This window comes from Buttiauxella cochleicola (assembly GCF_021282405.1).
GTDB classification, from domain to species: Bacteria; Pseudomonadota; Gammaproteobacteria; order Enterobacterales; family Enterobacteriaceae; genus Buttiauxella; species Buttiauxella massiliensis.
The window spans coordinates 14,115-29,716 of sequence record NZ_JAJSOU010000018.1; the positions used below are offsets into that span (position 1 = coordinate 14,115).

The following is a 15,602-nucleotide window of genomic DNA, read 5'->3' on the forward strand; positions in this document are numbered from 1 at the left end:
GCACAAAACGTGCCGCCAAAATATCCCCGTAATACTCTAATTGCAGGGGTATAAAAATGATTAATTCGCCTGCTTTTTCTCAACTCGACCGGAAGCTTCACGCTCCGCGACTTCTTTATCTAATTCGGCGATTTTTTCCCTCATGATATCGCGGCAATGAGTAGCGAGTTTACGCGCCTGATCTTTGCCATAACCGCTGATATCAATTGGCTCCAGCATTTCGACAATCACCAAACCGTTATTCCAACGGTTTAGCTTAATTTTATTGCTGGTATTGGAAACACACACCGGAATAATTGGGACGCCCGCAGCAATTGCTGCATGGAATGCGCCTGTTTTAAACGGCAACAAGCCACGACCACGGCTACGCGTGCCTTCAGGGAACATCCAGACCGATATTTTGCGTTTCTGAATCTGCGCCACCACCTGGGAAATGGTGCTCAGGGCTTTGGCGCGATTGTCACGGTCAATCAGCATATTTCCGGTTAACCAGTAGATTTGGCCAAAAAAGGGAATCCACAGCAGGCTTTTTTTCCCGACGGTTACTGTCGGCGGCTGCACAATACTCGCAGCTGTCACCATGTCGAAATTATTCTGGTGGTTACAGATATAAATCGCCGTCGGGTGATTTTCATGACCTTCAGGTAAACGGGTTTCGACTTTCAAACCGAACACCGGTGCCAGGCGCCCAAACAGATGGCCAAAAGTTGCAACGTGGCGCGGGTTACGTGGGCTGAACAGGCAATAAATACAGCCAAAAATGCTCACCAGGATGCAATAAATTATAACGATAATAAAACGTACGATGGATAGCATAACAACCTCAAAAGCCAAAAGCGCTGACAAGTATACCCTAAATAATTCGCGATGCAGGAAAGCACCAGACTGTAAGTATGGGGGTAGTCAGGGCACTGCAACTTGAATGATGACGGGTGTACGACTTGCTTAAGCGTAAAATATACCAATCTGGCGGCCTTTCAGCCGCCATTTTTTGATTACTCTTCGCTATCACCTACACTTGCGCGAAGCGGAGAATCAACTTCAACACGATCAATGCGTTGTAGCCCACGCATCAATGTGCCGCGACGGCCACGCTCACCAGTGATTTTTTGAAGCTCTTCCGGACGAAGTTTAATTTTGCGCTTGCCGACGTGCAAAGTAACGGTGCTTTGCGGCGGCAATACAAATAGATGAACCAGTTTGTCTTCGCCTTTTGCCGCTTCCGCCGAAGGAATCGAAATGATTTTATTCCCTTTACCTTTGGAAAGCTGCGGCAAATCACCGACCGGGAACATCAGCATACGGCCTGCGGCGGTAATCGCCAGCAGCATGTCGTCCACACTTGAAATTTCCATTGGCGGCATGACTTTCGCATTTTCCGGCAATGAGATCAGCGTTTTACCCGCACGGTTGCGTGCCACCAAATCGTTAAAGGTGCAGACAAAACCGTAGCCCGCGTCAGACGCCATCAACAGTTTCTGGTCGTCCGGTGCCATTAATACGTGCTCAACGACTGCACCTGGCGGCGGCGTCAGTTTACCGGTCAAAGGTTCACCCTGGCCACGCGCCGAAGGCAACGTTATCGGGTCAAGCGCGTAGCTTCGCCCGGTGGAGTCGATAAACGCCACCGGCTGGTTGCTCTTGCCTTTGGCAGAACCGAGGTAGCTGTCGCCCGCTTTGTAGTTTAGCCCCTGCGCGTCGATATCATGGCCTTTGGCGCTACGCACCCAGCCCATTTGCGACAACACAATCGTCACCGGTTCAGACGGAGTCATGTCGTGCTCGCTCATGGCTTTCGCTTCGCCACGTTCACGCAGTGGTGAACGGCGGTCATCGCCATAGGCATCAGAATCTGCCTGCAACTCTTTCTTCAGCAAGGTATTCATTTTGCGTTCAGACGCCAGAATGCCCTGCAATTGGTCACGCTCTTTTTCCAGATCGGCTTGTTCGCCGCGAATCTTCACTTCTTCGAGTTTTGCCAGGTGGCGCAATTTCAGCTCGAGGATAGATTCAGCCTGAGTTTCGCTTAACTCAAAGCGCGACATCAACACCGGCTTCGGCTCATCCTCAGTACGAATGATGTGGATCACTTCGTCAATATTGAGGAACGCCACCAGCAAACCTTCGAGGATATGCAGGCGTTTGAGGACTTTTTCCAGACGATAGCTCAGGCGGCGGCGCACCGTTTCGCGACGGTAAACCAGCCACTCGGTAAGAATTTCCAACAGGTTTTTCACCGATGGACGGTTATCCAGACCGATCATATTGAGGTTAATGCGATAGCTTTTCTCAAGATCGGTGGTGGCAAACAGGTGGTTCATCACCTGCTCGACGTCGATACGGTTGGAACGTGGCACAATCACCAGACGCGTCGGGTTTTCGTGGTTCGACTCATCGCGCAAGTCTTCAACCATTGGCAGCTTTTTAGCGCGCATTTGGTTGGCGATTTGCTCAAGCACGCGCGCACCGGAAACCTGATGTGGTAACGCGGTGATCACCACATCGCCATCTTCTTTTTTCCACACGGCACGCATACGCACAGAACCACGGCCGTTCTGGTAAATTTTGCGGATCTCTTCACGCGGGGTGATGATTTCGGCTTCTGTCGGGTAATCCGGGCCCTGAACAATATCCAGCAGCTCATCGAGCGTAGTTTTCGGCTGGTCAATCAGAGTGATTGCCGCTTTCGCTACTTCACGTAAGTTATGCGGAGGAATGTCGGTTGCCATACCAACGGCAATGCCGGTGGTGCCGTTAAGCAAGATATTCGGCAGACGTGCAGGTAGCATTTTCGGCTCCTGCATGGTGCCGTCAAAGTTCGGCACATAGTCAACCGTCCCCTGCCCTAATTCACCAAGCAGGACTTCAGCATATTTCGACAGGCGCGATTCGGTATAACGCATCGCGGCGAAGGATTTCGGGTCATCCGGCGCACCCCAGTTTCCCTGGCCATCAACCAGTGGGTAGCGATAGGAGAATGGCTGTGCCATCAATACCATGGCTTCATAGCAAGCGCTGTCGCCGTGCGGATGGTATTTACCGAGCACGTCACCAACGGTACGGGCAGATTTTTTGAATTTAGCGCTATTGCTTAATCCCAACTCTGACATCGCATAGACGATACGACGCTGTACGGGCTTTAAACCATCGCCAATGAACGGCAGAGCGCGGTCCATAATGACGTACATGGAATAGTTGAGATAAGCATTTTCCGTGAATTCGTGCAGCGCAAGGCGTTCTGCACCATCATGAGTTAAATCACTCATTAATTATTCATCCTCAAACTGACGAGCCGAGTGTGGCCACATACCCTAAATAATTCGAGTTGCAGAAAGGCGGCAAACTCAGAAATCCCCAAGAGCTTACTTAAGTAAGTGACTGGGGTGACTGAGTGCAGCCAACGCATCTGCAGCTTGAAGTATGACGGGTATAAACGGCGTAATTGCCGCCGATAGTACCTTATCTGGCAGTCGTAGTCACAGAGGAGTGCGTATCTTTAGGTGAAGTAAGACGATAAGAAATGAGCCGCAAATTGCGGCTCATTTGGGGCATTATTTTACTTTGGTAATTTGCTTCACGTCGATTTCAACAGAGTTCCAGTCCTTATCGACTTCACCTTGAATCTCAACGGTATCTTGCGGAGTGATGGTCTGGCCGTTCCAACGCTTATGGTCGATATCGACATTAATGGTGCCAGATGTATCACGGAAGATGTAATGGTCACCGCCGATACGTGACTCAATCTTGCCGCGCAAAGTGACCCAGGTATCGTCAGACAGTGACTTGGCCTGTGTCGCCGTGGTGTTGCTGCCACTTGGGCCGACAAAACCGCCTGCGGTTTGAGTTTGTGTGGTGGCAGGAGCTGCGTTCGGATCGGAGAACCCGCCCTGATTTGCAGCCAGTGCAGGTGCTGCGGTAATAGCGAGAATAGTCATAATAGCGGCTATTTTTTTCATTTTAATTTTCCTTTTATGAATGATTTCATGAGTGCTATTTAACGTGATAGATCTTAACGCGATCTTAATTCTCCCATCAAAAATCGCTTTTTTTAGTAAATTGCGCACCATGCCGAAGCATCGTATTTTTCCCCTGTACACACCCTCGCAAAAGTTATTAACTTCCCGCAAATGGGCAGTAAGGGAAACACCATGCGCATATTACTAATTGAAGACGATAAGCTCATTGGCGACGGACTCAAAGCCGGGCTGACAAAAATGGGGTTTACCGTCGACTGGTTTACAGATGGCCTTCAAGGTCAGTCAGCTCTGAGTTTAGCCCCCTACGACGCAGTGGTGCTGGATTTAAGTCTGCCGGGAATCGACGGACTGGATATCTTAAAATACTGGCGTCGTAATGGCCGAACTGAACCTGTGTTAATTCTAACCGCGCGCGATGCCCTGGAACAACGAGTTGAGGGATTACAACTTGGTGCCGATGACTATTTGTGTAAACCCTTTGCGTTAATAGAAGTTGCCACCCGCTTACAGGTTTTAATCCGCCGTAACCATGGGCAGGCTCAATCTACCCTTTGCCATGCTGGTGTCGAACTTGATCCGATTAAATTAACCGTTACCCGCGACGGTGAACCACTGCAACTAAAACCCAAAGAGTTTGCCTTGCTGGAACTGTTTATGCGTAACACAGGACGTGTATTACCGCGCACGCTCATTGAAGAGAAACTTTATAGCTGGGAGAACGATGTTTCCCGAAATGCGCTGGAAGTACATATCCACCATTTACGCCGCAAACTCGGCAGTGGGTTTATTCGCACGGTACACGGCATCGGTTATACGTTAGGTGAAGAATGATAAAAAAAGTGACTCAGAGTTTACGCGCAAGACTCATTGCCGGGTTTATTTTGCTCACGCTGGTTGCCTGGGTCGGCGCAAGTGTTGCTGCCTGGCAGCAAACCAGCAAAACCCTCAATAAACTCTTTGATACCCAACAAGTGCTGTTTGCCAAACGCCTGAGCGCGTTAGAGCTTGATGGCGTGCAAAACGATACACAATTGCCTCGTACCAAAAAGATGATTTCGCATCATCGAGGCAAACAAGATGATGACACCCTCGCCTTCGCCATTTATACCGCCAACGGGCAGTTGCTGCTAAACGACGGCGACAACGGCAGGTATCTCAGCTATCGCTACCAGCGTGACGGATTTGTTGATGGCAAACTGGCGGGCGATGACGATATGTGGCGCATGGTCTGGGTGACAACACCCGACGGAAAATACCGCATCGTAGTAGGTCAGGAGTGGGAATACCGCGAAGACCTGGCACGGGACATCGTTTTGTCTCAGCTCACCCCATGGCTTATCGCCTCGCCGATGATCTTACTGTTGTTGGTATGGCTGGTCAGCCGGGCACTCTCCCCGCTTCACAAACTGGCACTGCAATTACGTAGCCGCAAACCAGACGATGCCAGTGAGCTGCCAACGCAAACCCTGCCACAAGAAGTACGCCCTTTGGTAATTGCGCTTAATCAGCTATTTACCCGCACCGGGGAATTTATGCAGCGCGAACGGCGCTTTACCTCTGATGCCGCACATGAGCTACGCAGCCCACTCGCCGCATTAAAAGTACAGGCCGAAGTGGCACAGCTTGCACAAAATGATGAACCGATGCGCGATCACGCACTGAATAACCTGAGCGTAGGCATCGATCGCGCGACTCGTCTGGTCGATCAACTGCTGACTTTATCGCGGCTGGATTCTTTAGCGGGTCTGGATGATGTCCAGGACGTGCCTTTCCAGCCACTACTGCAAAATGCGGTGATGGATGCTTATCACGAGGCGCAGCGTGAAGGCATTGATATTCGCCTTGATATTCAGGACGCAAAAGTAAAACGCCAGGGTCAGCCGCTACTACTTAGTTTGATGGTCAGAAACGTGCTGGACAATGCCGTGCGCTACAGCCCACGCGGCAGCGTAGTCAATGTCGTTCTGCAGAGCCACGAAATTACGATTACCGACAACGGCCCGGGCGTCAGCCCTGAATATCTGACCTCACTTGGTGAACGCTTCTTCCGTCCACCCGGGCAGGAAAAAACCGGCAGCGGCCTCGGGTTATCTATCGTCAGGCGAATCGCTGCATTACACAGTATGCAGGCGATTTTCTTAAACGCCCCCAGCGGTGGATTTCAGGTACAAATACGCTGGTAAAAACGGCTCCAGCCCTCTGATTATTGCGTTTTTAGCAAAAGTCTTTGCCTATATACGGCATTTAATTGTGACATACATCACGGTAAACTCCGCGCCAGACGCAATTATTCGAGGACTAACTATGAGCAATATTCTGATTATCAATGGTGCGAAAAAATTCGCCCATTCTAATGGCCAACTTAACGACACCCTGACCGACGTCGCGGAAAGCTTTTTGCGCGACCTCGGGCATGATGTTCAGGTCACACGTACCGACAGTGAGTACGACATTAAAGAAGAAGTCGCGAAATATATGTGGGCTGATACTGTGATTTATCAGATGCCAGGCTGGTGGATGGGCGCACCGTGGACCATGAAGAAATACATTGATGATGTATTTACTGAAGGTCATGGCTCACTGTATGCAAGCGATGGTCGTACCCGTTCTGATGCAGAGAAAAAATACGGTTCTGGCGGCCTGATCCAGGGCAAAACTTATATGCTGTCACTGACCTGGAACGCCCCGCTGCAAGCATTTGAAGACAAAGAACAGTTCTTCCACGGTGTTGGAGTTGATGGTGTTTACCTGCCATTCCACAAAGCTAACCAGTTCCTTGGAATGGAAGGTCTGCCGACATTTATCGCCAACGACGTAATGAAAGCGCCTGATGTACCGCGTTTTATTGCAGAATACCGCGAGCATCTGGGCCGAGTTTTTGCTTAACTGTCTTATGACTACAACAAGGAGTTGAACATGATTACAGTAATAGCTGAAATTCGTACCCGCCCTGGTGTTCACCATCGCCAGGCTGTACTGGACGCGTTTGCAAAAATTATTCCTACTGTGCTCGAAGAGGAAGGCTGCTTTGGTTATGCGCCACTCATCGACCATAACGCACAAGTCGCGTTCCAGACCACTGCACCAGATTCTGTGTTTATGCTGGAAAAATGGGAGAGCGTGGCTCACCTCGAAGCTCACCTGCAAACAAAACACATGAAAGATCACAGCGTCACTGTTAAAGACGACGTTCTGGACGTTCATATCCATATTCTGGAAGACGCAATTAAGTAATTGGGTTTACCGAATGATTTAAGGGGGCGGCTTTCATATCTGCCCCCTTTTTGTATCTGCATTCTAAACGCTGCCCTGAGCCATTCACATTGAGAAAATGCTGCTAAGCTATTCTTTAATCAATATTCTCAGCAAGGCCAGGACATGAAGACGAACACGGTTTCCGATAAAATCATCAACCTTGCCAACTTTAATCTCAATCTTTTAACCACCTTCTGTTTGATCTATTCCACACGCAGTATTACTGAAGTTTCTGAAATATTGGATGTAACTCCGCCGTCAATAAGCCACTCGTTACGTAAACTGCGTCTGCATTTTGCCGATCCGTTATTTATTCGCCATGGCAATACCATCGCACCAACTGTATTTGCAGATGATCTGTACGTTAAACTTAAACAGTCTCTGGAAATAATGAGTGATTCTGTCGAGCGGAGTAAAAAAACAAATAAACGAGAGACAGTGGTTATTTACTCTCCTTTTTCAGTAGCAATACATGATTTGTCAGACACGGTATTAAAGATCAAGGAGGCGAAATTAAATTATAAAATAAAATATATAGAAACGCTTCTTGGTATTCCAGATGCTGTTGGTCTGCTTAATTTACGTAAAGCCGATATTGTTTTCTCTGCCACTTCTGTTATCAACACGACACTAACCAGTGTCCTGCTGCGTGATTTCACCCCAGTTATGGTCTGCCGGGAAGACAATCCATTTAAAAAGACCACAATTAGCACCGATGAATTAAAGCAACTGGATCTAGTCAGCCATTTGACTGGCGATGAAATGATATATCAAAGAAAACAGTCATTGCTGGCAACCTTAAAAGATGCCCATATCGTATTCGAAACGAATTCAATAATGATGCTTCTCACGTTGTTATCCGAGACCGATTGTGTAGGGTTTCTCACGCCTGAAGCCTTTGCGCGCTATAAAGTACTTTTCAAACTGCGACAGCTAACACCATTATTCCCGTTACAACTCATTGGTGTCTATTTAGTTTACCGTAAAGAGATGGAGAAAAAGCCAAGTTTTATGCAACTACTCGCAGCAATTCGGGGGGTTAACGAATAAAGCAAGCGATGTAATAGAAATAAATCCGCAATTAACGCCATGTAATACCCTCAAAGCAAACTGTACGTATAATCACCAGCACATTAAGCCACCCGGCTTCAATATTTATATTCACCACCGCCCCCCATTATATTCTCAATATACTGCCGAAATTGTCGCTGGTGATTATTCATTTACGCACAGTTACTAACATGAATATCCGTAATCAGGATTCATGGAGGCATTCGCATGAAAATCATCAAAATATCCCCCTCACACATCGAGCAAAACAGACGAAAAATCATTATTAAAACATCGGCGAGTCTGGTCGCTGGTGTTCTGAGCTTTAGTTACGTCGATACCCGAGCAGAAACACTGGTCAATACTTCCGGATCAACAGGGATTGATACCAGTGGTTTATATTTCGATGAAACAATAAAAATGAATGCTGCAAATACCGCGGGCATCAAAATAGGCAAAGATGGCACGGTTACCCTGAGCAGGGGTAGCATTAAAAATAATGCAATCTCAGCGGCGGGATCAAAAGATCAAGTTGGTGTTTATGTTTTCGAGGGAGGTCAAGTTGCCCTTTCTGGCAGCACAGTAGCACTTGATCCAAAAACCGCAGCGGGAGCAACCGTCACGGCAAATAACATGACTGCATTGGTCGCGAAATCTGGTGGGCAGCTCAATCTTGATAACTCCACCGTGACGGTAGGTGGCGGCGCTAAGGGAAATAACAACTTCGGGATTGTCGTAACAGGTCCGCATTCTAAGGCATCACTCAGCAAATCCACGGTGCAGACTTCATCCTGGGGAGCCCCGGCGGTTTCAGCAACTCAAGGTGGTCGAATCAATCTTTCTGAAGGAACTGTAATCCTGACCACGGGGGCAAGAGGCAGCAACGGCGGCAGTCATGGTGCAGCCGTTGATGGTCTGGACAGCACACTTTATGCGGAAAGTACCTCCATCACTACCACTGGTGCTTCAGCATATGGCGTCAAACTCGAAAATAGTGCGGCGCTTAATTTAACTGAAACCACTATCACAACCAGCGGAGCGAATGGCCACGGTATTTTGCTTGATGGGGACGCCACCAGCGGCACAATATCAGGCAGCAGCATTCAAACCACAGGAAAAGGGGCGACAGGGTTATGGGCACGTAACGGCGCAAACGTATCGCTGCAACAAGGGACACGAATCAACACTTCTGGGGCCGCGCTATCTACCGCTTCACCGCTGGATAATGAAAAAAACCTGAGCTTAAGTCATACCCTGCTGGCAAGTGAGTTCGGCAGTGATATTGACGCGCAGGGCGTGTTTTTGACCACTTCTGCCGCCAGCGCCAGTGCCGCGCGAGCCGAGAATAATGCCCGTATTAATTTGCAGGCAAGCGAGATTGTAAGTAGCGGCGGTGCTGGTAGCACAACCAGCACCGCCGCCCTTCATGCATTGTCAGGGGCCACTATCACCGGTTCAGACCTCACTGCTAACGTCACGGGGAATTATCAAGGAGGCGGACGTGCCGAGGGTGATGGTAGCTCAATTTACCTGAACAATAGCCACATCCTGGTGAAAGGTGCCGGAGGCGCAGAAGCCACATCAACTGCAGCTCGCGCAATATCTGGTGGCTCTGTACTTGTTAACCGTTCAACAATGACCACATTGGGTATGCAAAGCCATGGTGTCTCAGCAGAAGGAGCCGGCTCTCACGCACAAATCAGCGATACAACTATCGAAACGTTCGGCGCGCGCAGCTCTGGGGTCAATATCATAAATGGCGCAACTGCTGACATTAGCGGCTCAATTATCAAAACAACGGCTCCTGATAATGGAACTGGCCCATGGGGGCCGGGCATACTGCTTCAGGGGGTGGGCTCATCCTTAAGCCTTACCAACACTGATGTCAGCACCACACAAAAGTCCAGCGTAGGCATCAGTGCCACAAGTGGCAGTCATCTGGAGGTTGATACCTCTCGAATTACCACCTCCGGGAACTACGGCTCCGGTATTGCCGTCGCGAACACCACGGCCACGATAACCGGCACTCACATCACGACATCAGGTGATGATAATGCAATGGGAGTTATTGCCGATGCGGGAGCTACAGTCACAGTCGTGGGTGGTAGTATCGTCACGTCGGGTAATGGCTCAACCATACCGTCAAACCTTACCTTCCCACACGCAGTCGCGTCACGTAACCCAGGTTCTTTGCTGACAATTGAAGGGACCAGCCTTCTTACCACGGGCACCCAGGCCTATGGAGCCACCGCCGATGACGGCGGCAATATCATCCTGAAAAATGTGTCGGTCAAAACGCAGGGGGATAATTCACTCGGTTTATACGCCGGAATTGGTGCGGCAAAACCGGGCAGCGTTAGCTTGTCGGCAAGTAATGTCACGGTCGAGACACTTGGAAATAACGCGACGGGTGCTTTTGTTGGCCGCAAGTTTAAAACCGAAACCGCTGAAATGGCACTTGATAGCGTCACGTTAACGACACATGGGGACAACTCACGTGGTATCTGGGCCGAAGCAGGCGCTGACTTAAGTGCCGAAAACTCAGTCATTCGAACCATGGGCGCAGGCTCAACAGGTGCGCTGGTGAATAACACGGCAACATTGTCGCTCAACAAAACAGGTATCACCACATCAGGGGAGCTGGCGCACGGCATCCTCGCCAGTAACGGAGGGAGTGTTTTTGCCGAGAATACGATTGCTACCACACAAGGTGATGGCGCGGCGGCACTGGCGGTTCAGGGTTCAGAAACTCAACCCGGAAAGGCCAGCATCAGCAATACTATTTTGTCCAGTAATCATGGCTATGGCATTGAAACTACTGGCTATGCGGATATTGATATGCAAAACAGCCATGTTAACGGCGAAAACCAGTGGCTACAGGTGAAGAATGGCTCTGGAGTGGTGCCAGGCAATGCTTCTGTAGATATGTCCGGGAGTATTGTCACGGGTGCGGCATTAACAGATGCAGGTGCATGGTCTGAGGTGTCATTAAACAATACCAGTCTGTGGTTTTTAACCGGTAACTCTGTGCTTAGCGAGCTTACCAATAACCACAGCCTGATAAATTTCAGCACTCCGGAAAACAACCAGTACAAAACGCTGATGGTGAATAACTACCATGGCGACAACTCAACGATTGCGTTAAACACCCATCTCCATGACGACGATTCACCTACGGATCTGCTCGTTATTAACGGCGGGAAGGCTGATGGATCCACAAGCCTGAAAATTACCAATACCGATGGTAGCGGTGCACTCACACATGGCAATGGTATCAAGGTCGTCGATGCCATAAGTGGCGCAACCACCGCAACGGAAGCATTCAGTTTGCTCAGTAAGGTTAAAGCTGGGCCCTATGAATATTCGCTTTACCGTTCAAGTGTTGATGACAGTAATAAACAGGCCTGGTATCTGCGCTCTCATAAAAATGTACCGGATGATGTTAAGAATGATGATCCTCCTCCTCCTCCTCCAGCAGATCCCGTACCCGATCCTGAACCAGAGCCAATCCCGGAACCTAAGCCCGGAGAAAAACCGGTCATAAAACCGCCAGTGATTCCTGTAAATCCCCCTCCCGTCACGCCGGTTGATGAACAACCAGCACCAGATGAACAGGTAAAACCAGATGAGGAGGGAAAACCAGAAACGCCGCAGCATCCTGAACCGCCACAACATGCTGGCGAAGTCCCGAACTACCGAGCAGAAACCTCGCTGTACCAGGATATCCCACAGTTGGCTTTGCTCTACAGCCGAATGCTCGTCGATAGCCTGCATGAACGCACCGGGGAACAGTTCGCCAGCGCAGAAAAGATCACCCAGGCAACGCAGTCGCCACACATGAGTTGGGGGCGTGTGATATATAAAAATGGCAAATCAGACTTTGATGGGCCGCAATCGCGCTTTACGCTTAATGCGATTCAGTTAGGAATTGATTTGTATCGAGAAAGCAAAGACGACGGAAGTTCGAATTTTGCTGGCGTGCTTGGAAACATCGGCAAAATAAATAGTAAAGTCACTCACACCGACGGTGAAAATGCAGGTCGAAACACGCTGAAGTCATGGGGAATCGGCGGCTATTGGACGCACTTTACGCCTGCGGGAAGTTATCTGGATGCGGTCGCGCAGTACAACCGGCTGTATGTGGAATCCAGCCCCACCGATCTTAGCCCGATGAAAACTAAAGGTTACGCGCTTAGCGCCTCGCTGGAAGCCGGTTACCCATGGCAGCCCGATGCAGAGGTTCAACGTTTTATCGAACCTCAGGCGCAGCTGATTTACTCAACGGTTAAGCTGGATAACACCCATGACGACGCTTCCGGGGTGAATTTCAGCAATGCCGATTCGCTTACCGGCCGCGTGAGCCTGCGTTTCCACCAGACGTGGAACCACAATAACACCCAAAAAAGTCAGGAAAAGAGCACTCGCACCACAGCATGGCTGCGCCCAGGGATTGTGCATGAATTCAGGGGAGAGACTAAAACCAATTTTGCCTCACAGGACGGGTATATTCCTTTCGTCACCAATAGTGCTGGCACATGGGGGCAGTTAAATGCAGGCGTTGATCACCAGCTTAATAAGTCGGTTTCTCTTACCGGTTCTTTAAGCGTTGAAAAAGCGTTTACAGGTAACAGCATCAATTACGGCGGGATTGTGGGCTTAAAAATTAAGTTTTAAGAAACGATATGGGGCGAATAAGTGCAAACCAGACAAATGGGTAACACTTATTCGCTCTGAAAAATTAGGGCAGCTTAAAGGAAATCAGCCTTGCGGAAGGCTTGCAGCGCATCTTGCTTTTGCTGCTCAGTCATTGGGCGCAGCGGACGACGCGGGTCACCTACATCAATGCCGTGCAGTTTCATCGCAACTTTACCAGCCGCAACGCCACCGTACTGCACCAGCACGCGGATGATAGCGATGACCTTATCCATACAACCAGCAACATCTGCCTGATCACCACGATTAAAGCTATCAATCAGGCGGTGATACAACGGCGCTGCATAGTTATAGGTACTGCCTACTGCGCCAACTGCACCACATGCCAGACCAGCAGGTAAAAACTCATCAACACCGAATGGAATATCAAACTGGCCGTTATTCACGCGCACACAGCGCTGATACTCATACATGTCACTGGAGTTAAACTTCATGCCAGTGAGGTTAGGAATACGATCGGCTGCAACCTGTAAAAATTGCTCCATATCGAGATTCACACCCGACATGCCGGAATGGTAATAGTAGAAACCTTTAGATGGTGCGGCGGCCGCATTAATACGGCAGTATTCCACTAGATCTTCAATATTGCCCGGCTTGAAGAAGCAAGGACCAATTACTGAGGTAGCGAAGATATCCAAAGTTTCAGCGTGACGGCTAAGTTCAACGGAGTCCGCGATACTCAGAGCACCTGTATGCAAAGTAATACTCAGTTTACCCGCACTTGCACTCACCCAACGTTCTGCAATTTTTTTGCGCTCATCGACCGAGCAATGAATGCCCTCACCGGTAGTGCCCAGTACATAGGCACCTTTAACACCTTGCTCAATCAGATGTGCGGCAATTTGGTCAATAACCGGATAATTAACACTTCCATCAGCGGTAAATGGTGTGTGTGGCGCGGCGATTAAGCCAGTTAACTTTTCCATGCAAGCCTCTTTGGAGTTTTACTTCTAATGATTTGTGATTATGAAGTTTAACTCTATATTAAGACGACAAATGGAGTGATGCAACCATCGTGGCATCGCTAAAATGGCTTAATACGTTGAACTGTGATCAATGCCGCTAATGTGGCATTACTTTGCGATATTAAGTGCATCCATGGTACGCAACTTACTTTCGCGAGCTTGCTCTGGCGCAGCCTGTACCAGCAAGGTATAGAGCAAATCCAGCACAAATAGTTGTGCTGTCTTAGTGCCAATCGAATCGCCTTGCAGCATCCCCTGGCGGTTACCGTTGATCAGGCTAAAATCAGCTACTTCAATTAGCGGGGAGCCTAAATTATGGGTCAGAGCAACGGTGGTTGCCCCCGCTTGTCTGGCAAGCTTGAGGGCATGGACCGTTTCCGGAGATGTACCGGTGTGGCTGATAGCAATCGCCACATCGCCCGCTTTGAGCAATGTAGCCTGCATATACATAAAGTGATTATTGGTAACGGCATCGACCCGCAAACCAATACGCATCAGCTTATGCTTCATATCTTCCGCAGTAATTCCCGACGAGCCGACACCGAAAATGTACACCGAGTTGCTGGTGCGTAATGCGTCGACGACCTGATTAACCTGATTCATATCCAGCAAATTCAGGGTTTCAGACAACACATTATTAATGGTGCTTTGCAGTTTCAAACCAATGGTGCGCGCATCGTCTGACTCATTGATTTCCCCATCTAACAGCGGGCTACTGTTATCGGTATCCACCGTGGCCAGTTCAATAGCCAAATCCATTTTAAAATCTTGAAAACCCTTATAACCCAGGGTGCGACAGAAACGAATGACGGTGGCTTCTCCAGCCTGTGTTTCGCGTGACAACTCGGCGATAGAGAGCTGAGTCACCTGCTGTGGAGAGGTCAAAATATAGTGCGCGATCCGCTGTGAAACACGCGTCAGGCTATTTTGCATCGCACCAAGTGTGTCGAGGATTTTTCCGGGTTTAAGGCGTTGGACTTGAGACTCCATAATTTCCTGCTCTTGAGTACGTGATGTGGCAAAAAGCCTGCAATATTGAATGGTTGAGAGCGTAACAAGTCTGTGGCATGAAAAAAAGCGCGATGTAAGCATAGGGGGTATGCGTACATCGCGCCGTCAAAGAAGAACTCATTTACTGCTTAATATTATTATGACGTTAAAACATCGTGTTATAGACAGCGATAATGCACTTTGATGACTACCTTGCTAATAGACTGCGCCGTTTCGCTGATACAACCTGGTTTATGTGGCTCGCCCGGAAGGAATATCGCAAACATTCCGGGTTGCATATGCAAAGTCTGGCAAGGTGCCACCTCATCACAAAGCAGATAATCATCATCTTCGTGATAAATATCTGGCTCTATTGCCGCACCAATCGGGCCAAAATCAATGCGCTCCTGACCACTGAGTAACAGCTGAATATCAAGATATTCGCGATGCTGCTCGTAACGCTTGCTCTGTGGTTCTGAGGTATCAAAGCTCATAACATTCATAAAGATATCGTCACCGTCTATTTCATGGCGGCCCGCACTTAGTGTTTCCGGATGCTTCGCCAGCGCCTGCTTAATAATGGCCAGTAACTGAGGTGCAATACCAGTCTGAGCGCTGAGCTCTGAAATTCGTCCTAAAATCATGATGTCAC

The 15,602-nt window shown here is 49.1% G+C and carries 12 protein-coding genes; 6 read left to right on the forward strand and 6 right to left on the reverse strand.

Annotated features, from left to right (window positions below; translation table 11 throughout):
• Positions 1–60: 60 nt before the first annotated feature.
• The 3 genes from LVQ79_RS19520 to LVQ79_RS19530 all read right to left on the reverse strand — a co-directional run bounded on the left by LVQ79_RS19520 (position 61) and on the right by LVQ79_RS19530 (position 3,956).
• On the reverse strand, positions 61–816 hold the full coding sequence (locus LVQ79_RS19520) for a 1-acylglycerol-3-phosphate O-acyltransferase (protein WP_232866228.1): 756 nt from the start codon (positions 814–816) through the stop codon (positions 61–63).
• A 179-nt stretch (positions 817–995) separates the two neighbouring features.
• A complete protein-coding gene (gene parC, locus LVQ79_RS19525; RefSeq protein WP_232866230.1) occupies positions 996–3,266 on the reverse strand; it encodes a DNA topoisomerase IV subunit A in 2,271 nt (756 codons plus the stop codon).
• Between the two features lie 285 nt (positions 3,267–3,551).
• Entirely contained in the window at positions 3,552–3,956 is a 405-nt protein-coding gene (locus tag LVQ79_RS19530; protein ID WP_034460999.1) for a YgiW/YdeI family stress tolerance OB fold protein, read from the reverse strand.
• 192 nt (positions 3,957–4,148) lie between these two features.
• Here LVQ79_RS19530 and qseB point away from each other — a divergent pair, with 192 nt between their 5' ends.
• From qseB to LVQ79_RS19560, 6 genes are all read left to right on the forward strand, one after another.
• Complete coding sequence (gene qseB, locus LVQ79_RS19535; RefSeq protein ID WP_154151561.1) at positions 4,149–4,808, forward strand: quorum sensing response regulator transcription factor QseB; 660 nt, start codon at positions 4,149–4,151, stop codon at positions 4,806–4,808.
• Positions 4,805–6,160 (forward strand): quorum sensing histidine kinase QseC, encoded by a 1,356-nt coding sequence (qseC, locus tag LVQ79_RS19540; protein ID WP_232866232.1) that lies wholly within the window; start codon positions 4,805–4,807, stop codon positions 6,158–6,160. Before qseB ends, qseC begins: the two co-directional genes overlap by 4 nt.
• 121 nt (positions 6,161–6,281) lie before the next feature.
• Positions 6,282–6,863, forward strand: a complete 582-nt coding sequence (locus tag LVQ79_RS19545) for an NAD(P)H-dependent oxidoreductase (RefSeq protein ID WP_034461002.1) — start codon at positions 6,282–6,284, stop codon at positions 6,861–6,863.
• Positions 6,864–6,893: 30 nt separating this feature from the next.
• A complete protein-coding gene (locus tag LVQ79_RS19550) occupies positions 6,894–7,211 on the forward strand; it encodes a putative quinol monooxygenase (protein WP_232866233.1) in 318 nt (105 codons plus the stop codon).
• A 144-nt stretch (positions 7,212–7,355) separates the two neighbouring features.
• Positions 7,356–8,282: a LysR family transcriptional regulator gene (locus LVQ79_RS19555; protein WP_232866235.1), complete on the forward strand. Its 927-nt coding sequence runs from the start codon at positions 7,356–7,358 to the stop codon at positions 8,280–8,282.
• Between the two features lie 228 nt (positions 8,283–8,510).
• Positions 8,511–12,956, forward strand: coding sequence for an autotransporter outer membrane beta-barrel domain-containing protein (locus LVQ79_RS19560; protein WP_232866237.1), 4,446 nt, complete (start codon positions 8,511–8,513; stop codon positions 12,954–12,956).
• 74 nt (positions 12,957–13,030) lie between these two features.
• On the opposite strand, the gene LVQ79_RS19565 is transcribed toward LVQ79_RS19560, so the two are convergent.
• The 3 genes from LVQ79_RS19565 to nanQ all read right to left on the reverse strand — a co-directional run bounded on the left by LVQ79_RS19565 (position 13,031) and on the right by nanQ (position 15,594).
• Positions 13,031–13,921 (reverse strand): dihydrodipicolinate synthase family protein, encoded by an 891-nt coding sequence (locus LVQ79_RS19565; RefSeq protein ID WP_064516102.1) that lies wholly within the window; start codon positions 13,919–13,921, stop codon positions 13,031–13,033.
• A 147-nt stretch (positions 13,922–14,068) separates the two neighbouring features.
• Entirely contained in the window at positions 14,069–14,950 is an 882-nt protein-coding gene (locus LVQ79_RS19570; RefSeq protein WP_232866239.1) for a MurR/RpiR family transcriptional regulator, read from the reverse strand.
• 179 nt (positions 14,951–15,129) lie between these two features.
• Positions 15,130–15,594 carry an N-acetylneuraminate anomerase gene (gene nanQ, locus LVQ79_RS19575; protein WP_232866241.1) on the reverse strand — a complete coding sequence of 155 codons (465 nt, stop codon included), beginning with the start codon at positions 15,592–15,594 and terminating at the stop codon, positions 15,130–15,132.
• Positions 15,595–15,602: the final 8 nt, after the last annotated feature.

Coding starts and splice junctions, on each gene's coding strand:
- LVQ79_RS19520 (WP_232866228.1), bottom strand. CDS start 816: ATGCTATCCATCGTACGTTTTATTATCGTTATAATTTATTGCATCCTG.
- parC (WP_232866230.1), bottom strand. CDS start 3,266: ATGAGTGATTTAACTCATGATGGTGCAGAACGCCTTGCGCTGCACGAA.
- LVQ79_RS19530 (WP_034460999.1), bottom strand. CDS start 3,956: ATGAAAAAAATAGCCGCTATTATGACTATTCTCGCTATTACCGCAGCA.
- qseB (WP_154151561.1), top strand. CDS start 4,149: ATGCGCATATTACTAATTGAAGACGATAAGCTCATTGGCGACGGACTC.
- qseC (WP_232866232.1), top strand. CDS start 4,805: ATGATAAAAAAAGTGACTCAGAGTTTACGCGCAAGACTCATTGCCGGG.
- LVQ79_RS19545 (WP_034461002.1), top strand. CDS start 6,282: ATGAGCAATATTCTGATTATCAATGGTGCGAAAAAATTCGCCCATTCT.
- LVQ79_RS19550 (WP_232866233.1), top strand. CDS start 6,894: ATGATTACAGTAATAGCTGAAATTCGTACCCGCCCTGGTGTTCACCAT.
- LVQ79_RS19555 (WP_232866235.1), top strand. CDS start 7,356: ATGAAGACGAACACGGTTTCCGATAAAATCATCAACCTTGCCAACTTT.
- LVQ79_RS19560 (WP_232866237.1), top strand. CDS start 8,511: ATGAAAATCATCAAAATATCCCCCTCACACATCGAGCAAAACAGACGA.
- LVQ79_RS19565 (WP_064516102.1), bottom strand. CDS start 13,921: ATGGAAAAGTTAACTGGCTTAATCGCCGCGCCACACACACCATTTACC.
- LVQ79_RS19570 (WP_232866239.1), bottom strand. CDS start 14,950: ATGGAGTCTCAAGTCCAACGCCTTAAACCCGGAAAAATCCTCGACACA.
- nanQ (WP_232866241.1), bottom strand. CDS start 15,594: ATGATTTTAGGACGAATTTCAGAGCTCAGCGCTCAGACTGGTATTGCA.